At 64.3% G+C, this 20739-nt stretch carries 27 protein-coding genes; 14 read left to right on the top strand and 13 right to left on the bottom strand.

The window, feature by feature from the left end:
- Positions 1–258: 258 nt before the first annotated feature.
- Positions 259–1725 carry an NlpC/P60 family protein gene (locus tag WFK36_RS08105; protein ID WP_336791262.1) on the top strand — a complete coding sequence of 489 codons (1467 nt, stop codon included), beginning with the start codon at positions 259–261 and terminating at the stop codon, positions 1723–1725.
- Positions 1726–1944: 219 nt separating this feature from the next.
- Positions 1945–2787 carry a DinB family protein gene (locus tag WFK36_RS08100; protein WP_336791261.1) on the top strand — a complete coding sequence of 281 codons (843 nt, stop codon included), beginning with the start codon at positions 1945–1947 and terminating at the stop codon, positions 2785–2787.
- Between the two features lie 53 nt (positions 2788–2840).
- Here the strand turns inward: WFK36_RS08100 and WFK36_RS08095 are convergent, their stop codons facing one another.
- Positions 2841–4199, bottom strand: coding sequence for an MFS transporter (locus WFK36_RS08095; RefSeq protein ID WP_336791909.1), 1359 nt, complete (start codon positions 4197–4199; stop codon positions 2841–2843).
- A gap of 75 nt (positions 4200–4274) precedes the next feature.
- On the opposite strand from WFK36_RS08095, the gene WFK36_RS08090 reads away from it, so the two are divergent.
- Positions 4275–4664, top strand: a complete 390-nt coding sequence (locus tag WFK36_RS08090; protein WP_008376405.1) for an ArsR/SmtB family transcription factor — start codon at positions 4275–4277, stop codon at positions 4662–4664.
- A 323-nt stretch (positions 4665–4987) separates the two neighbouring features.
- On the opposite strand, the gene WFK36_RS08085 is transcribed toward WFK36_RS08090, so the two are convergent.
- The gene (locus tag WFK36_RS08085; RefSeq protein ID WP_005206748.1) at positions 4988–5341 is read right to left on the bottom strand and encodes an Rv2640c family ArsR-like transcriptional regulator; all 354 of its coding nucleotides are present in this window, start codon (positions 5339–5341) and stop codon (positions 4988–4990) included.
- A 95-nt stretch (positions 5342–5436) separates the two neighbouring features.
- Here WFK36_RS08085 and WFK36_RS08080 point away from each other — a divergent pair, with 95 nt between their 5' ends.
- A complete protein-coding gene (locus WFK36_RS08080; RefSeq protein ID WP_336791260.1) occupies positions 5437–5892 on the top strand; it encodes an ArsI/CadI family heavy metal resistance metalloenzyme in 456 nt (151 codons plus the stop codon).
- A 75-nt stretch (positions 5893–5967) separates the two neighbouring features.
- Here the strand turns inward: WFK36_RS08080 and nhaA are convergent, their stop codons facing one another.
- Together nhaA and WFK36_RS08070 are read right to left on the bottom strand one after the other, a co-directional pair.
- Complete coding sequence (gene nhaA, locus WFK36_RS08075) at positions 5968–7236, bottom strand: Na+/H+ antiporter NhaA (RefSeq protein WP_336791259.1); 1269 nt, start codon at positions 7234–7236, stop codon at positions 5968–5970.
- Positions 7237–7339: 103 nt separating this feature from the next.
- Entirely contained in the window at positions 7340–8293 is a 954-nt protein-coding gene (locus tag WFK36_RS08070) for a DUF1214 domain-containing protein (protein WP_336791258.1), read from the bottom strand.
- Between the two features lie 91 nt (positions 8294–8384).
- Here WFK36_RS08070 and WFK36_RS08065 point away from each other — a divergent pair, with 91 nt between their 5' ends.
- From WFK36_RS08065 to WFK36_RS08040, 6 genes are all read left to right on the top strand, one after another.
- Entirely contained in the window at positions 8385–8963 is a 579-nt protein-coding gene (locus WFK36_RS08065; protein ID WP_336791257.1) for a TetR/AcrR family transcriptional regulator, read from the top strand.
- Between the two features lie 74 nt (positions 8964–9037).
- Positions 9038–10123, top strand: a complete 1086-nt coding sequence (locus WFK36_RS08060; RefSeq protein ID WP_336791256.1) for an ABC transporter permease — start codon at positions 9038–9040, stop codon at positions 10121–10123.
- Positions 10120–10770 carry an ABC transporter ATP-binding protein gene (locus WFK36_RS08055; protein ID WP_336791255.1) on the top strand — a complete coding sequence of 217 codons (651 nt, stop codon included), beginning with the start codon at positions 10120–10122 and terminating at the stop codon, positions 10768–10770. Before WFK36_RS08060 ends, WFK36_RS08055 begins: the two co-directional genes overlap by 4 nt.
- A 90-nt stretch (positions 10771–10860) precedes the next feature.
- A complete protein-coding gene (locus WFK36_RS08050; RefSeq protein WP_336791254.1) occupies positions 10861–11241 on the top strand; it encodes an ArsR/SmtB family transcription factor in 381 nt (126 codons plus the stop codon).
- Complete coding sequence (gene arsB, locus WFK36_RS08045; protein ID WP_336791253.1) at positions 11238–12347, top strand: ACR3 family arsenite efflux transporter; 1110 nt, start codon at positions 11238–11240, stop codon at positions 12345–12347. Before WFK36_RS08050 ends, arsB begins: the two co-directional genes overlap by 4 nt.
- A complete protein-coding gene (locus tag WFK36_RS08040) occupies positions 12347–12787 on the top strand; it encodes an arsenate-mycothiol transferase ArsC (RefSeq protein ID WP_008376421.1) in 441 nt (146 codons plus the stop codon). The genes arsB and WFK36_RS08040 overlap by 1 nt, the downstream gene beginning before the upstream one ends.
- Before the next feature lie 50 nt (positions 12788–12837).
- Here the strand turns inward: WFK36_RS08040 and WFK36_RS08035 are convergent, their stop codons facing one another.
- From WFK36_RS08035 to WFK36_RS08005, 7 genes are all read right to left on the bottom strand, one after another.
- The gene (locus WFK36_RS08035) at positions 12838–13263 is read right to left on the bottom strand and encodes a DUF6924 domain-containing protein (protein ID WP_008376422.1); all 426 of its coding nucleotides are present in this window, start codon (positions 13261–13263) and stop codon (positions 12838–12840) included.
- Between the two features lie 80 nt (positions 13264–13343).
- Positions 13344–13877 (bottom strand): hypothetical protein, encoded by a 534-nt coding sequence (locus tag WFK36_RS08030; RefSeq protein ID WP_336791252.1) that lies wholly within the window; start codon positions 13875–13877, stop codon positions 13344–13346.
- Positions 13878–14402 (bottom strand): hypothetical protein, encoded by a 525-nt coding sequence (locus WFK36_RS08025; protein WP_336791251.1) that lies wholly within the window; start codon positions 14400–14402, stop codon positions 13878–13880.
- A 56-nt stretch (positions 14403–14458) separates the two neighbouring features.
- Positions 14459–14812 (bottom strand): transcriptional regulator, encoded by a 354-nt coding sequence (locus tag WFK36_RS08020; RefSeq protein WP_008376428.1) that lies wholly within the window; start codon positions 14810–14812, stop codon positions 14459–14461.
- The gene (locus tag WFK36_RS08015; protein WP_336791250.1) at positions 14805–15242 is read right to left on the bottom strand and encodes a hypothetical protein; all 438 of its coding nucleotides are present in this window, start codon (positions 15240–15242) and stop codon (positions 14805–14807) included. Before WFK36_RS08015 ends, WFK36_RS08020 begins: the two co-directional genes overlap by 8 nt.
- 119 nt (positions 15243–15361) lie before the next feature.
- The gene (locus WFK36_RS08010; protein WP_336791249.1) at positions 15362–15715 is read right to left on the bottom strand and encodes a hypothetical protein; all 354 of its coding nucleotides are present in this window, start codon (positions 15713–15715) and stop codon (positions 15362–15364) included.
- Between the two features lie 13 nt (positions 15716–15728).
- On the bottom strand, positions 15729–16094 hold the full coding sequence (locus tag WFK36_RS08005) for a hypothetical protein (RefSeq protein WP_336791248.1): 366 nt from the start codon (positions 16092–16094) through the stop codon (positions 15729–15731).
- 469 nt (positions 16095–16563) lie between these two features.
- On the opposite strand from WFK36_RS08005, the gene WFK36_RS08000 reads away from it, so the two are divergent.
- Genes WFK36_RS08000 through WFK36_RS07990 form a run of 3 tightly spaced genes read left to right on the top strand, consistent with a single transcriptional unit; the run spans position 16564 to position 19014 of the window.
- Positions 16564–17481 (top strand): alpha/beta hydrolase, encoded by a 918-nt coding sequence (locus WFK36_RS08000; RefSeq protein WP_336791247.1) that lies wholly within the window; start codon positions 16564–16566, stop codon positions 17479–17481.
- 18 nt (positions 17482–17499) lie between these two features.
- Positions 17500–18357, top strand: a complete 858-nt coding sequence (locus tag WFK36_RS07995; RefSeq protein WP_336791246.1) for an SDR family NAD(P)-dependent oxidoreductase — start codon at positions 17500–17502, stop codon at positions 18355–18357.
- Between the two features lie 21 nt (positions 18358–18378).
- A complete protein-coding gene (locus tag WFK36_RS07990) occupies positions 18379–19014 on the top strand; it encodes a TetR/AcrR family transcriptional regulator (protein ID WP_419717475.1) in 636 nt (211 codons plus the stop codon).
- A 32-nt stretch (positions 19015–19046) separates the two neighbouring features.
- Here WFK36_RS07990 and WFK36_RS07985 read toward each other — a convergent pair whose 3' ends face one another.
- On the bottom strand, positions 19047–19559 hold the full coding sequence (locus WFK36_RS07985) for a flavin reductase family protein (RefSeq protein WP_336791245.1): 513 nt from the start codon (positions 19557–19559) through the stop codon (positions 19047–19049).
- A 4-nt stretch (positions 19560–19563) separates the two neighbouring features.
- Positions 19564–20181 (bottom strand): superoxide dismutase, encoded by a 618-nt coding sequence (locus tag WFK36_RS07980; protein WP_336791244.1) that lies wholly within the window; start codon positions 20179–20181, stop codon positions 19564–19566.
- 78 nt (positions 20182–20259) lie between these two features.
- Between WFK36_RS07980 and soxR the strand changes: the two genes are divergently transcribed.
- Positions 20260–20724: a redox-sensitive transcriptional activator SoxR gene (gene soxR / locus WFK36_RS07975; protein ID WP_008376443.1), complete on the top strand. Its 465-nt coding sequence runs from the start codon at positions 20260–20262 to the stop codon at positions 20722–20724.
- Positions 20725–20739: the final 15 nt, after the last annotated feature.

The following is a 20739-nucleotide window of genomic DNA, read 5'->3' as shown; positions in this document are numbered from 1 at the left end:
TCTCGCCACTGGGTGCGATCCGGCAACTTCAGGTTCAGTCGCGGCCAGACAACACCGCCGCCACAGCGCACCTGCGGAAAGTTCATTCTGTGCGCTCCGACGGCACATCACTCTCGGGCAGCCGGGCGTCACCCGAGCCTCAGTTCGCCTCGGCTGACGTTTCGATCGAACCTGTTTCTGAGATCAACCGGTGTGATGTATCGTGCGAAACACTATTTGTGAGACGCAAGTGCTCAATGTTAAGGATGTGCACCAAGGATGCGATTCACGTCGTTCACGAGCACCTCGGCCATCGCCGTCACGCTGGCAATCATGACTATAATCTCAAGTCCGGCGTACGGAAGTCCGGCACCCCGGAATCCGCTGGCGTCGCTGATCAATCAGATTGGGGACATCGACGAGGCACTGACCGACATGTCAGCTTCGGTCGCAACCAAACAGCAACACGTGAACAAGACCGTTGTCGACTTCCAGAACGCTGTCGCGGCGCTCCAAATCGCAACAGCCGCAAACGATGGCGCGAAAGCATCCCTCACGTCGATTGGCAAGCAGGTCGAGCTCGCCCAGCGCGACTTCGACAACCTCGTCCGGACGATCTACCGGCAGGGAAATAATCGCGGATCGATGGCTGAATACCTCGCCTCGGGCGAACCCGAGCAGGTCCTCGAGCGCATGACGACACTCGATCGGATCACGGCAGATCAGCAACGGACCGTCCGGCGTCTCCAGGTCGCCCGCAACCAACAGGCTAACAGGGTCGCGGCAACCGGCGTCAGTCGTGCGCAGATCACCGCTGCCGCCAACGACGCAAATGAACGTCGCCAGGAAGCCTTGTCCGCGTACGAAACTGCCCAGACCGCAATGTCGAAGCAGCAAGCCACTAGAGCAGATCTGCTGCGTCAACGCGACGCGCTATCGCGCCGAGTCGCCAAAGTTCGCGGCACGCCTAACCGGCGGCCTGAACCTCTCCCAGCGCCCCGCGTTCCCGCGCCCGTCGCCGATGGTCTCGACCGCGCGATCAAGTCGATTCCGTCACGACCTGTCCAGGGAGATGACCAGTTCGCCCAGGCCGCCGAAGCCGCTACAGCCTTGGCCGCCGACACCGGACAGGCATTGCTCGCGAGCTTGATTGGCCAACGCGAGGTCCCAAACTCGACGCTTCTCGACGCTATCGGCATCGGCGGGACAAGCCTGGCCGGTCCTGGGGACAACAACGTCTTCACACGGCTAGGCACCGGTTCCCTGGGCAGCTTGTTCGGCGGGACAAACGGCGCGCCAGGAACGATCCAACCCGGCATTCGGGGGCCCCAAGGGGTCGAAGTAGTTGTCAATCGCATGAAATCGCAGCTCGGTGTGCCCTACGCGTGGGGCGGCGGTGATGCGAACGGACCGACACTGGGCGTTCGAGACGGCGGCGTCGCCGACAGCTTCGGCGACTACCAGAAGGTTGGCTTCGACTGCTCTGGCCTGATGAAATACGGCTTCGCCGGCGTCGGCATCGATCTGCCGAAGTACTCGGGCTACCAGTACACAGCGGGCCCTCAAGTGCCACTGTCCGAAATGGAGCGCGGAGATATGATCTTCTACGGTGCCGGCGGCACTCAGCACGTCGCGCTGATTCTCGGCGATGGAACGATGCTCGAAGCGCGAGAGTCGGGGACGACGGTCCACATCGTTCCGGTCCGCACTGACGGTGCCGAGCCAGTCGTAGTCCGAATGCTGTGAACATGCCATCGACGGAATCGCGGCCATGTCGGTAACGCCTCGGGCGAAACCTGCTGAAGTCCCAATCTGATGACAGTTGCGGCACCGCCGGATATGACGATCTCCTTTTGCCTACGGAGTAGTCGCGTTGTTCACTGCCAGCAACCGGTATGGCCTGCAATACGCATCAAGTTGATACGCAGGGTATCCAGTACTGACCGGTGGGCGTACGTTGGATTCATGGACCCCACCTGCTCCGACTGCGGGTACGACTACCGAACGCTGAACAACGACGACGCGTCGTCCACACTCGTGCGCGAAGTCGCCGACACCGTCCGCACGCTCCGGTATCGACGCCAGACGGCACCCACTCCGGACGATTCGTGGTCGGCGCTCGAATACGCAGGTCACCTCCGTGACGTACTCATCGTCACTCGAGAGCGCACCTTGCACGCGCTACGGGAAGAGTCGCCGGCAGTCGTAACGATGGGTGCTGACGATCGCGTCCGACGCGGCGAGTACGCCAACCTCTCGTACTTCCAGGCTGCGGCCGAGATCTCAGAGGCCGCCCGACGGCTCGCAGCCACCTGGAACCGTCTGAGCACCCAGGACTGGGCGCGGACACTGCGGTACAACTACCCCACTCCTGCGATCCGCGAGTTGTCATGGCTCGCCGCGCACATCGTCCACGAAGTGGTCCACCACCGATCGGACATCGAACGGCTGACCACCGCCAGGAAAGCAGTCTCACTGAGCCCCGACTACGGTGCGCCGTGGGGACTGTGGTCGAGCAACCCTCCGCACCCGTCCCCACCCGCGAGCACCGAACTGCTGACACCCGCGAACTTCGGGTTTCCCGACTCCGTCGTCGTCCGGCTGCGCACGTGGCTCGACGCGTGGACGGCGAACTTCGCCGACGCACCGAGCGACGATCAGTACACGTGGCGTCGCGGATTCGACGTCGCCGGGTGGCTTCACGAAGGCGATGCACTGGCCGACCTCATCGCCGAGGCGCTCCCCGACTACACCGTCGAACGCCAGTATCGGACTTACGCGGCCAACGCCGTGCGGCGCACCCCGTGACCCGAGCAAACGTCGACACCTTTCATTTGCCTCTGTCGAGGATCGCTCGCCGGTCACGCCGCTGAACGGCACCTATGCGGCCATTGTCGATGCAATTCGTCGATCACGAACGTGTGGGTGTGCACGTATCCGACCGCGGTCGCCGCAGTGCCGCGAACGTGATCGACGTCGGTGATATCGGCCGGATGCACGTGCTCGAGCGCCTCCGGCTCCCGCGCGGGCCAGCACCACAGCGCTACACACGCGCCAGTCCCGGCCAGTCCTGCCAACACCATCCACGTCACCGAGTAGCCAGCCACGGTCGCGCCCCAGCCGGCGATCGGATACGCAAGGAGCCAGCAGGCGTGCGACAGGGAGAACTGCGCGGCGAACACCGCGGGCCGATCGTGCGGTGCGCTCGACCGGCGCAGCACGTTGCCCGTCGGTGTCAAGATCGCGCCACTGCCGACTCCAATAGCCGCCCACAGCACCAGCAGCGCGGGCCACTGCCACTGGTCGGCGCTGGTGAATGTAAATCCCCCCGCGGAGGCCGCAGCGAGAAACAGCACGCCGCCACCGGTGAGCATCACTGCACGGTCACCGAATCGAGCGGACAGCATTGGCACGGCGAATGCGATCACCAACACTCCGAGCCCGTTGGCGGACAATAGCCACGCAACATCAGCAGCCGGTCGACCTAGCGTGTCCTGTACGAGATTGACCGTATTGACCATCACGATCGCCCCTGCCCCGGCGACTGCCAGATTCAGGCCCATCAACCCACGTAGTCGCGGGGTCGCAAGGAACACCCGCGCCCCCGACACCACGCGATCACGAACCCGATAGCCACCGACAACCACAGCATTGGGAACCCGACTGGACACCACCAGCGCCGCCGACCCGAGGAACCCCGCCGCCGTTCCAGCGAACAGCCAGTGGAAGTCGATCACACTGATCAACAGCGCCGCCAGCAACGGACTCGACAAAGTCTCCATCGTCGAGGCGAGCTGCGAATACGACAGAGCGCGAGTGTACTGCTCCACATCGGGCAGAACATCAGGCAACGCCGCCTGAAACGTCGGAGTGAACGCGGCCGACGCCGACTGCATCAACGCCACCAGCACGTACACATGCCACACCTGATCAGCAAACGGCAGCGCCACCACCACGGCGGCACGCACAACATCCAGACTCACAAGCAGGCCGCGCCGATTGAACCGTCCCGCGTAGGCACCCGCGACCGGCGCCACCAGCACGTACACCACCATCTTGATGGCCAATGCCGTCCCCAGTACCGCCGCCGCATTCGCACCGGCGACCTTGAACGCCAACAGTCCCAACGCGACGGTCGTCAGCCCATTGCCCGCCAACGCCACCACCTGCGCACCAAACAGATGCCGGTAGTCACGCACCTCAAACAACGATCTCGTCATATGCCCTGCCGCCTCCTGACCCGCCACGCCGATCGGGCTCGATCGGAACAGGTTCACTATGACAGACTGGTGCACATGTATGCACACGATGAAGTTAGGGGTTGGGGTGCACAAGGACCGTCCGACGACGTCATCGACGCCGCCTCAGTCCTCCTCCGAATGCTCGCCGACCCCACGCGGATGCGGATACTCTGGCTCCTCGGACGACGCGAATACGACGTAGCCACCCTGGCCGAGGACCTGCAAACCGCGCGGCCTGCGGTCTCCCAGCACCTCGCCAAACTCAAGCTCGCAGGACTCGTCCAATCAAGCAAAGATGGACGGCGCAGCGTCTACAGCCTCCGAGGCCTCCATCTCCATGAACTACTAACCGAAGTGTTCAGCGCCGCGGACCATCAAGCCAACGCGCTGCCGGACCATCGGTACAACGCATCGATGAGTCCTGGGCGCGGCCGGGCCGGCTGAAACGAGAGTTGTCGATCTCTTGCTGAACTGAATTGCGGACGCTTCCAGCGCGGTCTCGCCGACCCTGTCCACCCATACCCGCGGAACCTGCCCATCATGCAGCGTAAAAGCGCTTCCATCTGGCCCACCTATCCCCGACTACACTCCAGCTGCGGGCCATGTTCGGGCACCACCGACGACTTACGGTGCGGTCAGTCTGCAGCCCGCCGCGGACCTTACCGGCGAGCGGTTTGTCGGTGCCGATGAGGTTTGTGACTCACACACGGCGCCGGGCAATAGTGCAGGTCGTCCGGCTAGCGAAATCGCGATGCCGATCACCCCAGCTAACAGCAGGTGTCGAGCACTCCCCTCAGTGCTTCCAGCGAGTCCGGTTCGGCTCGATGCAGGACGTTCACACCTCGACGCTCGGAGCTGACAAGGCCTGCCTTCTTGAGTTGACCGAGGTGGTGGCTCACCGTACCCGCCGAGAGCGCGAGCGCCTCGGCGAGATCACTGGTGCTGATCGCACCTGGTCGGGCGCCCATGAGGATGGAGACCAGCTGAATTCGCGCCGGATCGGCCAGCGCCTTCAGCCGGAGAGCCAGCTCAAGAGCCGCATCAGCCTCCATTGGACCCGCGGAGATCGGCGCACAGCAGATCGGAGCACTGATGTCGACCACGGGGAGCGTCTTGGGCATGACCCCAACCTACCCATCCGTTGACATATGTCAAACTCTGGCCTAGAACTTGAGTCGCAACACTTTTGATGTATGTCGAATCCTTGGAGGACCTCATGTCACGCGTGCAACTCGCCCTCAACGTCGACGATCTCGACCAGTCGATCGCCTTCTACACCAAGCTGTTCGGCGTCGGCCCGGCTAAGACCAAGCCGGGCTACGCCAATTTCGCCGTTGTCGAGCCGGCACTGAAGCTGGTGCTGCTGGAGAACCCCGGCCACGGCGGCAGCATCAATCACCTCGGCGTAGAGGTCGACTCCAGCGAGAAGGTGCACGCCGAGATCGCCCGATTCACCGAAGAGAAGCTGTTCACCGAAGAGGAGATCGGAGCAACCTGCTGCTTTGCCACCCAGGACAAAGTGTGGGTCACTGCTCCCGACGCTGAGCGCTGGGAGGTCTACACCGTGTTGGCCGACGCTGAGACCTTCAACGGCGAGCCGGCCGCTGCCTCGGTCCCCGTCGGCCAATCTACGTCCGCGGCATGCTGCACTCCCGCGGCGAACTGCTGCTGAACGCTACTTTTCTGGTAGGCCGCTGGACTGGCCGCCACCCTATGCCAGGGTGGCGACCAGTCCCGTTTCCGCACGTCAGAGCAGTGTGGGGCGCGTTGCGGCCGCTTGTTTGCCTCGGCGGTTTCGAAGCGCCAGCGCCGCACCCGCCAATACCGCTGCCAGTGCTGATGCAATCACGACCGCCGTCTTGCCGTGCTCCAAGGTCGTCGAATCGGCGGTGAGGCTCAGTTCGGTGACGAGAAGTGACACAGTGAATCCGATGCCGGCGAGGACGCCGACGCATGTGAGGTCGGCCCAGCGCACGGACGGATCGAGTGCGCTGCTCGTGAAGCGCACCGTCAGCCACGTCGCGGCTAGGATCCCGACCGGTTTGCCGATGACGAGTCCGATCAGAATGCCAAGCGCTACCGGGTCGGTGAACACCTCCCCCAGACCAGTCAGGCCGCCGACCGCCACGCCGGCAGACAGGAAGGCGAAGGCGGGTACTGCGAACCCGGCCGAGATCGGACGGAAGCGATGCTCGAACTGCTCGGCGAGCCCGGATCCGCCGCGGCGAACCGGAATCATGAACCCGAGCGCGACACCGGCGATCGTGGCGTGGATCCCAGAGGCATGCACCAGTGCCCAGGCCACAACGCCGAGTGGAAGCAACACCGCCCAAGCCGCCCAACGCCGCAGCGCGAACCAGTCCGCGTACCGGTGAGCGAGAATGCCGAACACCGCGACCGGAACGGTGGCCGCCAGCAGCGGCGTCAAGTTGACCTTCTCGGTGTACACGACGGCGATGATCGCGATCGCGATCAGATCGTCGACCACAGCCAGGGTCAGCAGGAACAGCCGAAGAGAGGCAGGGAGGCCTCGTCCGACGACTGCGAGCACCGCGACCGCGAAGGCGATGTCGGTCGCGGTCGGAATCGCCCACCCGTCGACGCCTTCATGACCCCAGTTGATGGCCAAATACAGGACGGCAGGCGCGATCACGCCGCCGACTGCGGCGAACACAGGAACGATCGCGGCGCGGGCTGATCGGAGCTGTCCGGCGACCAGTTCGCGCTTCAACTCCAGGCCGACGAGGAAGAAGAAGATCGCCAGCAGCCCGTCGGATGCCCATTGTCCGACGGTCAGCTCGAGATGCCAGGGCTCGTAGCCGATCCGGGTGTCGCGGAACCTTTGATAGAGATCGGCAGCCGGGCTGTTCGCCATGACGATCGCGGTGATCGCGGCGCCGACCAGCAGGAATCCACCGACCGCTTCTCGGCGAAGAAGTTCAACAACTCGGCGTGTCTCGGCGACAGGGCCATGGCGAAACACGCGGCGCGTCAGGTGATTGTCGGTGTGGGGCATCGATCTCCTCTGGTCGGTACGACAAACGTCGACGCCGACCAGACTTCCCGGCACACCAGAAGGTCACACTACCGGACTGGCAGCAATGTCTCCCCGAGGTCCGTCAGCCCGCCGGAACTGCGGTAGGCATCGGAAACGACCACGTTCCATCCAGAATCTCCGCACGCGGGCGGTAAAGCCGAACGAGGTAGTTCCAGTCGTTCGGAGTCACGATGACGTTCGGCGTCCCGGCCGGATACTGTCCGAACCGCACCGTCACAGTGCCGTCGTCATCTTTCTCAGCGGTGACGCTGTTGATCGTGTATGAGTCGGCATCGTTCGGTTCGAAATACCCTGATGAGTTATATACCGAGATGGACCAGAACCCGTCCACCGGAACATCTTCGACGGTCATCTCGTATCTGCCGTCGGGCTGCGGCACTGCCCCGCCGACGTAGCAGGCCTCCGTGGTGGGTAGCCCACCCCAGCCGGCTGCGGTCCCGATCAGGTGGCGCACCGGATCGGTCTGCTCCACAGAGCCGAACATTCGGTCGTACCCCGTGAGATTGCTCGCCAGCGCGAGCAAAGCATCGCGCGTGTCGTCGAATGTCGCCGCGTCGTACTCCGGAGTCTCGAACGGCACGGCCGAATTGCTCGTCAATCCAAGCATGTCTTGAATGGCGCCGACCTCCGCGATGTCGGATGGATCCGACGGGTCGGCGAGAATCCGGACCGCGAGAGCGACGTACTGGGACCCGAATTCGCCGACGGAAAGTTCGTATGAGCCCGCTGAATGATAAGTCCGATTGATGTGGTGAGCCTCATTGACCACCATGGCCGACAGGTATCGATCCCCGTGTTCTGGGATCGTGAACGATGCGCCACGCGAAATGTCGACGATCGCAAAGCTATAGAGCGTGTCCCGATTCAGCCGTATGACTGTCTGTTTTTCGATCTCAACCGGTCGCCGGTTGTGAAGGAAAGTGTTGACCCCTCCAGCATCTCGCTGGAGATCCTGGAACATGCGCGCATTCTCTGCGTGTACGAAGTTGTCGACATTCACGAGCGTTTTGGCCATACCGACCAATACCACGCCGTGCGTGTGGTCATGTCGACTTCGGCTCGAACAGTAGACTTCATACACTCACGACCGATGGGAGTTGACTCAAGTGCCGAAGATCAGCACGGGAACCGTCGTTGAGCACCGGGAGGCGGTCCTGTCCTCGTTGATGGACGGCGCGCAGCGAATCCTGCTCGGCGAGACCGGGACCAGACTGACGGCTTCTGCGGTCGCCGCGGAGGCCGGGATCGCCCGAAACAGCATCTACCGGTATGTGTCGTCCATTGATGACCTGGTCGATCTCGTGTTGGCTCGCGGCTTCGCCGAGTGGGCGGCAAGAGTGGCCGAGGAGGTCGACGCCGCGGCCAGTCCCCAAGAAGCGGTGATCGCCTACGTTCGAAGCAACCTGACCCAGGCGGCTGAGGGCGAACACGCACTGCAGCAGTCCCTTGCCGGCCATGCGCTGTCGGAGTCGGCACGCGAACGGATCACTGCACTTCACAAGCAGATCGCCGCCGTGCTTCATACGGCGGTCATCGACCTCGAACCCGCAGAGCCGGACCTCCTTGAGGAAGCCGTGCAGGCCCTCGTCGACTCGATGATGCAGAGAATCTCCCCCGAGGAACCTGCCGATCGCGTGATCGACTTCGCGTGCGCGTCGACGGAAGCGCTCATCAGCATGAGTTGAACGCACTTTTGCGACACCCTGTCGCGCTGCTGTACGTTCTCCTGGAGACACGGTGTCTCGAAGGAGGTGCGTTCATGTTCATAGCAGTGCGGGAGCTACGAGCGGCGTGGGGCCGCTTCGCCATGATGGGACTGGTGATCGCGTTGGTCGCGGCACTGGTCGGCATGGTTTCCGGGTTCACACTCGGCCTCGGGAACGACACCGTGTCGGCGCTACGCGCATTGAACGCCCAGGCGATCGCATTCTCTGACGGCGCGACCGACTTCAACCGGAGCGTCGTCAGCGAGAAGGACGTACGGGCGTGGACATCATCCGCCGACGTCGACGCGACGCCGCTGGGCGTCAGCATGACGCACGGCACCAACGAATCCGGGATCGCGGTCGACATGGCTGTATTCGGAATCGATCCGAGCGGCTCCGTGAATCCGGGCGCGGAACAGGGTTCGGCGCTGACCGCCGGTCCCGACGAGGTCGTGATCACAGCGGATCTGCTTGAGGAGGGCCTTGCGGTCGGCGACCTGGTGTCCGTAGACGACAGCGACGTCCGACTCCGCGTCGTCGGAGCTGTTGACGACCGGTCGTTCGGCCACGTGCCTGCCGTCTACACGTCGCTCGACACATGGCGCGCCATTCGTTACGGGACCACTGACCTCACAGATCGTCAGCAAGGAACCGCCGCGGCGATACTGATCCTCGGCGGAGATGCGCCGAACAATCTCGGCGGTACAACGCTGTCGGGCACCGACGTCATGCTGGAGGCCGCGCCCGGATACTCCGGGGAGCGACTGACGATGAACTCGATCCTCGCGTTCCTGTACGTGATCGCCCCGCTCATCGTGGCCGCATTCTTCGCCGTGTGGGTGCTCCAACGCCAAGGTCTGTACGCGTTGCAGCGCGCCCTCGGCGTCTCCCGATGGTCACTGGTCGGGTCGACCCTGGCTCAGGCCGCGATCATCGTCACCGCCTCGACGATTGCGGGATCGGTCGCCGCCTACGGTCTCGGAATCCTGCTGGGGGACGCCGTGCCTTTCGATCTACCGCTCGGGTCCCTCACGATCACCACCCTCGCCGTCATCGGCGCATCACTCGTCGGTTCGGCCGTGACTCTGCGTTGGGTCGCTTCCGCCGATCCGCTGACCATGCTGGGAGCCTTCCGATGAGCCTGCACCTGACAGAAGTGCGCGTCGACTACGAGACCGCCGGAGAAAAGCTCACCGTCCTCGACAGTTTCTCGGCCACCTTCGCTCCAGCAACGATGACTGCCATCGTCGGTCCGTCCGGCTCAGGCAAGTCCACTCTGCTCGGCGTATGCGGGGCACTGCGTCGCCCAACCAGCGGCCGCATGGAACTCGACGGGATCGACGTGACCGGGCGGTCCGACCGCGAGCGCAGCCGCGTGCGACGCACGATGATCGGCTACGTGTTCCAGAGTGGAAACCTCTTCCCTGGCCTTCGGGTGATCGATCAGGTGGTCGCAATGGCGTCGATCGCGGGTGAGCGGCCACGCGCCGCGCGCGCACGGGCTGCGGAGCTTCTCGATGCGGTCGAGTTGTCCGATCATGCGAACCGGCGTCCCGACGAACTGTCCGGCGGCCAGCGCCAGAGGGTCGCGATCGCCCGCGCCCTCGTTCATCGCCCTCGACTTCTGCTCGTGGATGAACCAACTGCCGCGGTCGACCGCAGCCAAGCCGGCCGGATCACGGAACTCCTCCGCGCGATCACTGTCGACTCCGGCTGCATCACAGTCGTTGCGACTCACGATCCCGAGGTCGTCGATGCTGCAAGTCGGACCGTCGAACTGGGCTGACCCGCAGCGCCTGGTCGACCGTTCGTTGAGCGGCTGACGGGCTGTGCGGGCCAACTTGACCTGGATATCGACAACTGTCAATATCGATGGATGTCGATATGGATTGGATCGACGGATGCCTCAGTGCGGTGTTCGCCATTGGTGCGGGAGCCGCTGTCGGAACCGCAGTCCGTTGACCTCGCGCTTGTGTTCCGGGCCCTCGGCGACCCGGTTCGACTACGCCTGTTGAGCCTGATAGCCAGTCACTCGAACGGAGAGGCGTGCGTCTGCGACATCTCCCCGGCCGTCGACATCTCGCAACCGACGATCTCCCATCACCTCAAGGTCCTCAAGACTGCAGGGCTTCTCGACTCCGAGCGCCGAGCATCGTGGGTGTACTACCGCGTCGATCCAGGGGTTCTGTCGTCACTCGCCGAGGTCCTGCGAACAGGCGAGCTTGCTCCCGCGATCGAGACGAAGGCCCAACAGTGAGCACTTCGGAGCGCCAACACGTCGTCGGCAGATTGTCGACACTCGACCGGTTCCTGCCCGTGTGGATCGGCGTCGCCATGGTCGCCGGACTGTTTCTGGGCCGGATGATCCCCGGACTGAACACAGCGTTGGAGAAGATCCAGGTCGACGGCGTCTCCCTCCCCATCGCCCTGGGCCTGTTGATCATGATGTACCCGGTTCTGGCGAAGGTGCGCTACGACCGCCTCGACACCGTCACCGGTGACCGAAAACTGCTTCTGGGGTCACTGCTACTGAACTGGGCGCTGGGTCCAGCACTGATGTTCGCCCTCGCCTGGCTGATGCTCCCCGACCTGCCCGAATACCGCACCGGGCTGATCATCGTCGGCCTTGCCCGATGCATCGCCATGGTGATCATCTGGAACGACCTCGCCTGCGGCGATCGTGAGGCCGCAGCCGTCCTCGTGGCCCTCAACTCGGTGTTCCAGGTGGTGATGTTCGCCGTCCTGGGCTGGTTCTACCTCTCGGTTCTGCCCGGCTGGCTCGGCCTCGAACAGACGACCATCAGCACCTCGCCGTGGCAGATCGCGAAGTCCGTGCTGATCTTCCTCGGCATCCCACTGCTCGCCGGGTACCTGTCACGCCGGATCGGCGAGAAGACCAAAGGCCGCGACTGGTACGAAGACCGCCTCCTTCCAAAGGTCGGGCCGTGGGCGCTGTACGGTCTCCTGTTCACCATCGTCATCCTGTTCGCGCTTCAGGGTGAACAGATCACCAGCCGCCCGTGGGACGTCATTCGCATCGCACTCCCCTTGCTCGTCTACTTCGCGGTCATGTGGGGAGGCGGATATGTGCTCGGCGCAGCCATGGGCTTGGGATACGAACGGACGACAACACTCGCGTTCACCGCGGCAGGCAACAACTTCGAGCTCGCCATCGCCGTCGCGATCGCCACCTACGGCGCCACCTCCGGGCAGGCACTCGCGGGAGTGGTCGGCCCGTTGATCGAGGTCCCGGTGCTGGTCGGCCTCGTCTACGTCTCACTTGCTCTCCGCAAGCGCTTTCCTTCTGCCCCGACATCCCCCACGGCCGCCGCCGGCGCCGACCCGACTAGGAGCGTGAACTGATGGCCGACTCCCCCTCCGTTGCCGACATCGCGGCAACACCGAGCGTGCTGTTCGTATGCGTGAAGAACGGCGGCAAGTCCCAAATGGCTGCCGGCCTGATGCGCAAGGCAGCCGGCGAGGTCGTCGAGGTGCACTCAGCAGGAACCAAGCCCGGGACCACTGTCAACGGGCTGTCTGCCGAGAGCCTCGCCGAAGTCGGCATCGACATCACCGGCGAGACTCCGAAACCCATCGACCCCGAGTTGCTCGCCCGCGCCGACCTCGTGATCACCCTCGGCCGCGAAGCCGTTGTCGATGCCCCCGCCGGGGTCACGCTGATCAACTGGGACACCGACGAACCGTCCGAGCGCGGGATAGACGGCATCGAACGGATGAGGCTCGTGCGCGATGACATCACCGCCCGTGTGCTCGCGCTGGCGGCCGAACTCACTGCTGGGTAGCGACCGTCGGTCTACGAGACGCAATATCGACCGTGGACAGCGGACCGAGATCAGATTCCGCGCAGCACCCCGTCGTCGTCCGATGCGTCAATGAAGTCTTCCGGGTCGAGATTCGCGATGAGGAGATTGTCGACGACCGATGAGAGCATCCGAGGGATCACTCGAAGTTCTGCGAGTTCCGCGCTGTCTTCGCCCGCGAGCAGGTCGACTACGAGGATCGGGTATTCCGGAGACGACAGAGTGCGACAGTCTGCAACGTACGCGAAGTCGTTGTAGTCACCGCCTGAGTCCTTGGCCAGTCGGGCCAGGAAACCCCGATCTGCACCCTCGAATGCGCGGTCATCGACGAACGTGAAGTCCGATTCGCCTCTCGTGAGCTCCGTGACGACATCGATCAATTGCCGCCACTCCGCGTCACTGTCCGAATAGTCGGTCCGAAAGATGAGTACTGATCCGGTGGGGTACGCAACGGCCATACGCCAGCACGCTACCTGGGCAAACATTTGGAATCTGCGAAGTCGCTGGGACGAGATACTTCTGTCTATTCGCCCAGCAGTTACGACGTCAGACGGACCGCTCCGACGTTGCTTGAGCATTCGAGGTATGGAACGCCGGTTCCGCTCTCGCCGCACACCCACCTCTGCCCCGCCGCCGACACGTAGGTGACGCCGCGATCTCCCGCTTCGCGCTTCGCCCCGAGAGCAGCCGAAACGGCCATCGCCGTGGCGCATTCCGGGCCGAATGACCACACGGCGAGCTGGTTGTAACCGTCGCCGCAGTATGTTCCGGCGGCGGACGGTTCATTCGGGTCCACCGGACTGGCCTCCGTCGGCTCGGACGGTGGCGTGGTGGTCGCGGTGTCGGCAGCCTCCGTAGCGGTGTCCGGAACGAGGACGGACGGCCGAGCGGACGACGGATGAGGTTGCGGCGCTTGCGTGCTCGGTGACGATTTGAGGGTCGATGCCGACGTCGGTTCAACGTTCGGCCCGCATCCGACGAGTAGCACCGCCGTCACGGCCGACACCAGAACGCCGGCCGGTGCACGATTCTGCGCGAAGGGAAGGTGATCATCATCCTCTGCTCCTGACACTCACGGAACGATCAATGCATTGAGGCCGGGAATGATGCTGCTGGGCGCACTCCCCTTGTACTGCTCACGCATCACCGTCACTGTCGCCACCACTGCACCGGCCCCCGTGCGGGCTGTCGCTGCGGTCGGCAATGTGGCCGCGTTCCCCGTCACCGGAAAGCTCGGTCGCCGCCAGTGCCGCAATGCGACAGTTCCCGTCGCGCCGGTGGATAGGTTGTGCCACGCGACCGAGACATACCGGTAGGCGTACTGGTAGAACCACGGCGCCAGTCCGGTCGCGGCGAACACGACAGAAGCCTCGCCCCGTGGTCGGGCGGTCACTCGAGTCTGTTGAAACGACCCGCCGGGGACTCCGCCGGGTCCGATCTCCACTCCGCCGATCGCCGGGATGGCGAAGGTCAATTGCCCGGCGGCTTGATTCGCTTCGGGTGCTGCGGACGCGACTCCGTCGGTCAGAGACGACGCGAGGATCGCGCCGCCAAGTGCGACTGCTGCGAACGAGAGCGTCCCGGTTGATGTCGACATCTCTTCCATCTCCTGTCCAGCGGTTGCCGCGACGCGGATCGGTCGCAGCCGCAGATCTACTCGACGCCCGACCCGGCGTCAGACCTCGACACCTCCGGTCGTTCAAGCTCCTCAACAGGCGCCGAAGACTCGATGATGTCTTTGAGTGCCCGGACGTGATCGCGGTAGGCCTGGAGCCCGTCCTCAGTCAGAGCGAGTCGTAGCCGCGAACGCCCTGCTCGCGTCACGTACTCCTCACTGAGGTACCCGGCTTCTGTCAGCTGGGCGACCTGCTTGCTGAGGGCCGACTTCGACAGGTCCAACCGCGTCTGCAGTTCGCCGAACTCGACGTAGGACGAGGCAGCGGCGATCGCGCAGATCCGGAGGCGGGCCGGCGCGTGGATAACAGGATCGAACCTCGGCTCATGCATGGCCGAACCTCGCGCGGTACCGGCGGCCCATGTCAAGAGTCGTCGCACCAGCGAGCGCGCCCGCGACAAGCCACAGCCACGGCCGCTCGAGCCCGATTGCGAGAGCTGCGGGGGTTCCGGCCAGAACACACATCGCAACGACATAGGGTGCTGACTGCCGCGCGTCCGGCCGCACGTAGCCGTAACCGGGCCTCCCATACACCCTCCGAATCCCGACGCCGACGACGCCGACCAGGCAGACGACGGTCACGGCCTTTCCGATGTCGTGAGGAAGGACCTGAGCCCAACACGCCACGGTGAGGAGCGTCGCCTGGACGACGAAGAACACCCACGGCAGCGGCGGGTTGCGAGTCGACTTCTCCGACTCGAGCGCCCACTGGATCATTCGTCGTGCGTCGTCGCGGTCGGACGCTCCCCCTACTGTTTCCATATAGGAAACAGTAGCACCGTTCTCGAGCAACTCAAACGGTCGGACGACGGACTCCCCCGCTCGTTGCGCGAGTCGAAGCAGCAGAGGAAAGGCCGTGCTCGCCTCAACCGCAGGAGAGGCTACTGCCCGTAGGTGTACCGAAGGTTCGCGTTGATGAGCGTCCCGATGCGTTGGCAGACGTGTCGGAGATGAGAGTCGGGAACGGGACTCTGCGCGAACAACGTCCACCGCAGGTCGGTTTCGCCGTCGACGTCGAGCAAGTCGAACGCGACCTGCAGGTCAGGTCGCCTGGTCCACAGCGACGACCAGACCACACGCAGGGGTCGTTCAACTTCGATCACAGTCGGCTCGACCTCGTCATCGAACAGCGTCAGCCACTGCCTGGCGGGCTGCCGGTTCGGGGAGGTCAGATCCTCGAACAACACCGTCGGCGGCGCCGGTTGCCTGCGGCGCTTGGTGGCTACCGGTTCCATACCCGAGCGTCGGTCATCGCTTCGGGGTGAGGACGAACGATCCGATGACCGCGCCGCCGAGGTATGCCGGTCCACGGTAGCCTCCGCGCCCGTCAGGATTCATGATCACGCGATGGCCCGGAAAGAAGTCGACGTAGTAGCTGCCGCGGCCCATCGGGTGGATCCGGTAGCGGCCGATCAAGACGAGGTCGTGGCCTTGCACGCGACCGTCACGCTTGAGCAGAACGGCACCGCCAGACAACGTCGTGGATGTGTAAGCGCCCGGTTTGACGTCGGCAGACGCTTGGCCCGCGACTCCGCCGACGGCCACGGTGGCGGTGACCGCGACCACGACTGCAGCACTACGGAAAACCGCTGAACGCGATGGTGTGGTCATCATGTTCTCCTGACGTCTCGGGGGTCCCAGTGTACGCCGAGATCACACCGCAAGCGCCGAATATCCGCTGGCCACACAGGTTTTCGCGTGTTTGACCGCTTCGCCGCACGCTCTTCCTCCGTAAGATCAGGCAATGATCGCATCTGAGCGCACACCACGAGGCTGGACTGCCGACGACCTGCTCTCCATCGCGCCGGACACGTCATGGACAACCGCTGACGTTCACCTCCACCAGCCAGGCACGGTCGGGAGCTGGTGCCACCGATCGACATACATCGGAGCGAGCGCAGCGGTTGTCGAACAGTTGCTCCTCACACCCGGGATCGAGGCGTGGCCCACCGATCAGAACCACAGGATCACCTGGGATGCAGACAGACTCAACAGTTCGAGCTGATCCAATTTTTAGATGGTCTTCCAATTTTAGTTCTCAATCTATATTCTGGTCTCACCAACGCTCCCGGAGGAGACCTGAATGACCCCTGACCAGACGCCAGCACCCCGCACCGACGTCACTTTCGCATCCGGCGGTGCCCAGTGCGCGGCATGGCTCTACCTACCCGCGGGGTACTCGCCGACCGCCCCGGGACCGATCATCGTGATGGCCCACGGTCTGGGCGGCGTCCGCGAGGAACGGCTCGACGCATTCGCTGATCGTTTCTCCGCAGCCGGCTACGCCTGCCTCGTCTTCGACTACCGATACTTCGGCGCGAGCGGCGGCGAGCCACGCCAGCTGCTCGACGTCGCCAGCCAACGCGCCGACTGGAAAGCCGCCGTCTCCTACGCCCGCAGCCTCCCGGAGATCGACCCCGACCGCGTAGTCGTGTGGGGCACGTCGTTCAGCGGCGGTCACACGATCGTGACAGCCGCCGACGACAAGCGGATCGTGGCGGCAATGGCACAGTGCCCCTTCACCGACGGTCTCGCCTCAGGCCTCACGATGTCGCCACTCGTCAGCGCAAAGGTCACCGCGCGGGCCGTCCGCGATGTGATCGCCTCTCGCCTGGGCAAGGGTCCGATCATGATCCCGACGTACGGAGCACCCGGCTCGACCGCGCTGATGACCTCGCCCGACGCCGCCGCCGGCGTGCAAGCCCTCATTCCGGAGGGAGCGAGCTACCCGAAGGACGTGGCCGCTCGCATCGCCCTGCAGATCCCCCGCGAGTTCCCCGGACGCAAGGCGAAGGACATCACGTGCCCGCTGCACGTGGTGATCTGCGAACGCGACACCGTCGCTCCCCCGAAACCTACGCAGAAGCACGTCGCCAAGGCGCCGAACGCCGAGATCAAGCTGTACGACGCCGGCCACTTCGACATCTACGTCGGCGACTGGTTCGAGCGCAACGTGACCGAACAGCTCGACTTCCTCACCCGCACCGTCCCCCTCGCCTGACACCGATCGGAACTTCTGATGACTCGATACGAACTCAGCGGACGCACTGTCGTCCTCACCGGATCCACCGGCGGCCTCGGCGCCGCACTCGCCACCGAACTCCACGCACGCGGAGCCAATCTCGCCCTCCTCGACCTCCACGCAGAGGCAGTGCAGGATCAGGCGACGTCGTTCGGCCCCGACTCCGTGGCGCGGGCCTGGACCGTCGACGTCCGGGACCTGACAAGCATCCAGACCGCCGTCGATGAGGCGGCCGAGCACTTCGGCCGAATCGACGTCGTCATCGCCAATGCCGGCGTCGGATCGATGGCATCGATCGAGACTCTCGACCCGACAGCGTTCGAGCGAGTCGTCGACATCAATCTGACCGGCGTGTGGCGAACGTTCCGCGCCGCGGTCCCTCACGTGAAGCGTCAGCGCGGGTATCTGCTCGGCATCTCCTCGATGGCGGCGTTCGTCCATTCACCGCTCAACGGTCCGTATGTGGCGAGCAAGGCCGGAGTCTGGGCATTGGCCGACGCCACTCGACTCGAACTCCGCCACCACGGCGTGGACGTCGGCAGTGCACATCCGACGTTCTTCGAGACCCCGATGATGGACGACGTCCACGCCGACCCCGCAGGTCGGCGCCTCTGGGGCGGCAACACGTCCGGACTCTGGAAGATGATTCCGTTGGACGAGGTGGTGGCCACGATCGTCGACGGCATCGAACGACGGAAGCCGTTGATCGTCGCACCGAAGAGCAATTCGCTGTTCGCACGGATTCCCGGTCTGGTCCGACCGATCGTTGATCGAATCGGCTTCCGCGGCAACACGATTCCCGAAGTTGCGGCGCTTGCGAGCGAAACCGGCTGGATCAGCTCCCGGCGCGACTGACAGTTCGGGTCGCGTGACAGAATGCAGTCGTCGAGAGGAGGCCCGGTGCCCGACGAGAAGTCCCCGTCCCGCCAGATGCGCAAGCGCACGGCGACGCGTGAAGCGATCATCGACGCGGCCGAGACCCTCCTCGACGACGGAGGACTCGACGCAGTGACCCTGCCCGCGGTGTCCAATCGGGCGGACGTCGCGCTGCAGACCATCTACAACCGCGTCGGTACTCGTGACGCACTTCTGCTCGCGGTCGCCGAACGAGCACTCGCCGCGAACCGCGAGTACATGGACGCCGCTTACGCCCGTCCGGGAACGGCTGAAGAGCGTGTGATGGGCGCGGCCGCGGCGTATGCCGCCTTCGCCGCCGAGCGACCGCACCAGTTCCGTCTGCTGGCGTCGCCGCCGGACGTCCCGGAAGCGTTGGAGCGGATCGCCGATCTCACTGACGAGCAGAACGGCAAACTTGCGGACGCGATCCGCGATGGAGTCGCCGACGGCACCGCCCGAGCCGATCTCGACCCCGACTTGACCGCCACCCTGCTGTGGGCGGCGGTCAACGGGGTCCTGAGCCTGAGTTGGCACGTCGGACGCTATCGGCACGACGTGGACGAACTCCTCGCGCTGTTCGCATCATTGGTCGCCGACGGCCTCCGACCGCGGTGATCGACTGGGCGTGATCGGCTAGGCGTGTTCGGCTAGGCCGACAGCTTCCGTTCGGCGCCGCCTGCGACCGTGTGAAACTCGTGGTCCCACCGCAGAAGAGGCACGTGGCCCGCCCCCAGCACACCTCGGACCACACTGCCGACAACGAGGACCTGGTCGTTCACGGGCGTTGTCGACGCCGTCACGCATGAGAACGTCGCAAGCGCGTCCGGCATGTGCAGTGTCCCGTCCGGCGACCTCTCGGCCCCGGCAGCGCGCAACGCGGCAAGGCGTTCGGCGTTCGTGGTCTTCGCCGTGAGACGACGGACCAGTTCCAGATGACCTGCAGCGAGCACGGATACCGTCCATGGCCCACCCTTGCTGATAGCGGCGAGTCCGGGCCGCGTCCCCCCGACCGAGACGGCCAGCGCGAACGGATCCACCGACGCCGTCAGCACGGATGCGGCGACAAATAACGCGTCGTCGCCTCCGTCTCGGACGGTCACCAGACAGACTCCGCTGCCATACGTCGCGAATGCGTCGTACAGGTTCGTGTCCGATCCCATCGGTTCAGAAGACCAGGCGTCCGGGCGTGATCGCCGCGTCGAACCGCTCTTGCGCGTCGGCCCAGTTCGCGATGTTCCAGAACGCCTTGACGAAGTCGCCCTTCACGTTCAGGTAGTCGAGGTAGAAGGCGTGCTCCCACATGTCGAGCTGAATGATCGGGACAAGCGTGGCCGGGATGTTGCTCTGCTGGTCGTACAGCTGAACGATGTGCAGTTTGCCACCGAGCGTGTCCCACGCGAGGATCGCCCAACCCGACCCCTGAATGGTGAGTGCCGTCTGCTCGAAGTGCGCTCGGAACTTGTCGAACGATCCGAAGTTCTCGTCGATGGCAGCCGCCAGCTCACCGATCGGCTTGTCACCACCGTCTGGCGAGAGGTTCTTCCAGAAGATGGAGTGGTTGATGTGACCGCCGAGGTTGAACGCGAGAGTCTTCTCCAGACCGACGATCGCACCGAAATTCCCCGAGTCACGTGCCTCGGCCAACTTCTCGAGAGTGGTGTTCAGTCCGGCCACGTAATTCGCGTGGTGCTTGGAGTGATGCAGTTCCATGATCTTGCCGGAGATGTGCGGCGCGAGTGCGTCGTAGTCGTACGGGAGTTCGGGCAGCGTGTAGTCGGTCATGTCGACGTCCTTTCGAAGAGGTACGTTCGCCACGCTATGACCTCAAGTGCACTTGAGGTCAACGGCTACAGTGGAGACATGGACCACACGGGCGTCACGCACCACGAGCCGGACGAACTCCTCACCGTCGGCGAGATGAGTCGCCGTACCGGCGTCGCAGTGTCCGCACTCCACTACTACGAGTCGCTCGACCTGATCGCGTCACAACGAACGGCAGGCAACCAGCGCCGCTACCCGCGCCACATGCTGCGGCGAGTAGCGCTGGTGTCCGTGGCGAAGCGTCTCGGCATTCCACTCTCGGACGTTCAAGACGCCTTCGCCGAGGTCCCACTCGACACCAGGCCGAGCCACGAGGACTGGCAACGGGCGTCACGCCGATGGAAGACGACACTCGAACAGCGCAGGTTGGGCATCGAGAAGCTCGAGAAGGAGCTCACCGGATGCATCGGCTGCGGCTGCTTGTCGATGAAGGCGTGCGGTCTGCTCAATCCGGACGACGAATTGGCCCAGACAGGATCGGGCGCCCGGCGTGTCCCGTTGTGAGCGTCGTGTGATCCC

This window comes from Gordonia malaquae (assembly GCF_037148075.1).
Lineage (GTDB): Bacteria > Actinomycetota > Actinomycetes > Mycobacteriales > Mycobacteriaceae > Gordonia > Gordonia malaquae.
Note: the sequence above shows the minus strand (reverse complement) of the source record. Positions and strands in the feature narration are given on the sequence as shown.

Coding starts and splice junctions, on each gene's coding strand:
- WFK36_RS08105 (WP_336791262.1), top strand. CDS start 259: ATGCGATTCACGTCGTTCACGAGCACCTCGGCCATCGCCGTCACGCTG.
- WFK36_RS08100 (WP_336791261.1), top strand. CDS start 1,945: ATGGACCCCACCTGCTCCGACTGCGGGTACGACTACCGAACGCTGAAC.
- WFK36_RS08095 (WP_336791909.1), bottom strand. CDS start 4,199: ATGACGAGATCGTTGTTTGAGGTGCGTGACTACCGGCATCTGTTTGGT.
- WFK36_RS08090 (WP_008376405.1), top strand. CDS start 4,275: ATGTATGCACACGATGAAGTTAGGGGTTGGGGTGCACAAGGACCGTCC.
- WFK36_RS08085 (WP_005206748.1), bottom strand. CDS start 5,341: ATGCCCAAGACGCTCCCCGTGGTCGACATCAGTGCTCCGATCTGCTGT.
- WFK36_RS08080 (WP_336791260.1), top strand. CDS start 5,437: ATGTCACGCGTGCAACTCGCCCTCAACGTCGACGATCTCGACCAGTCG.
- nhaA (WP_336791259.1), bottom strand. CDS start 7,236: ATGCCCCACACCGACAATCACCTGACGCGCCGCGTGTTTCGCCATGGC.
- WFK36_RS08070 (WP_336791258.1), bottom strand. CDS start 8,293: ATGGCCAAAACGCTCGTGAATGTCGACAACTTCGTACACGCAGAGAAT.
- WFK36_RS08060 (WP_336791256.1), top strand. CDS start 9,038: ATGTTCATAGCAGTGCGGGAGCTACGAGCGGCGTGGGGCCGCTTCGCC.
- WFK36_RS08055 (WP_336791255.1), top strand. CDS start 10,120: ATGAGCCTGCACCTGACAGAAGTGCGCGTCGACTACGAGACCGCCGGA.
- WFK36_RS08050 (WP_336791254.1), top strand. CDS start 10,861: ATGTCGATATGGATTGGATCGACGGATGCCTCAGTGCGGTGTTCGCCA.
- WFK36_RS08040 (WP_008376421.1), top strand. CDS start 12,347: ATGGCCGACTCCCCCTCCGTTGCCGACATCGCGGCAACACCGAGCGTG.
- WFK36_RS08035 (WP_008376422.1), bottom strand. CDS start 13,263: ATGGCCGTTGCGTACCCCACCGGATCAGTACTCATCTTTCGGACCGAC.
- WFK36_RS08025 (WP_336791251.1), bottom strand. CDS start 14,402: ATGTCGACATCAACCGGGACGCTCTCGTTCGCAGCAGTCGCACTTGGC.
- WFK36_RS08020 (WP_008376428.1), bottom strand. CDS start 14,812: ATGCATGAGCCGAGGTTCGATCCTGTTATCCACGCGCCGGCCCGCCTC.
- WFK36_RS08015 (WP_336791250.1), bottom strand. CDS start 15,242: ATGGAAACAGTAGGGGGAGCGTCCGACCGCGACGACGCACGACGAATG.
- WFK36_RS08010 (WP_336791249.1), bottom strand. CDS start 15,715: ATGGAACCGGTAGCCACCAAGCGCCGCAGGCAACCGGCGCCGCCGACG.
- WFK36_RS08005 (WP_336791248.1), bottom strand. CDS start 16,094: ATGATGACCACACCATCGCGTTCAGCGGTTTTCCGTAGTGCTGCAGTC.
- WFK36_RS08000 (WP_336791247.1), top strand. CDS start 16,564: ATGACCCCTGACCAGACGCCAGCACCCCGCACCGACGTCACTTTCGCA.
- WFK36_RS07995 (WP_336791246.1), top strand. CDS start 17,500: ATGACTCGATACGAACTCAGCGGACGCACTGTCGTCCTCACCGGATCC.
- WFK36_RS07990 (WP_419717475.1), top strand. CDS start 18,379: ATGCAGTCGTCGAGAGGAGGCCCGGTGCCCGACGAGAAGTCCCCGTCC.
- WFK36_RS07985 (WP_336791245.1), bottom strand. CDS start 19,559: ATGGGATCGGACACGAACCTGTACGACGCATTCGCGACGTATGGCAGC.
- WFK36_RS07980 (WP_336791244.1), bottom strand. CDS start 20,181: ATGACCGACTACACGCTGCCCGAACTCCCGTACGACTACGACGCACTC.
- soxR (WP_008376443.1), top strand. CDS start 20,260: ATGGACCACACGGGCGTCACGCACCACGAGCCGGACGAACTCCTCACC.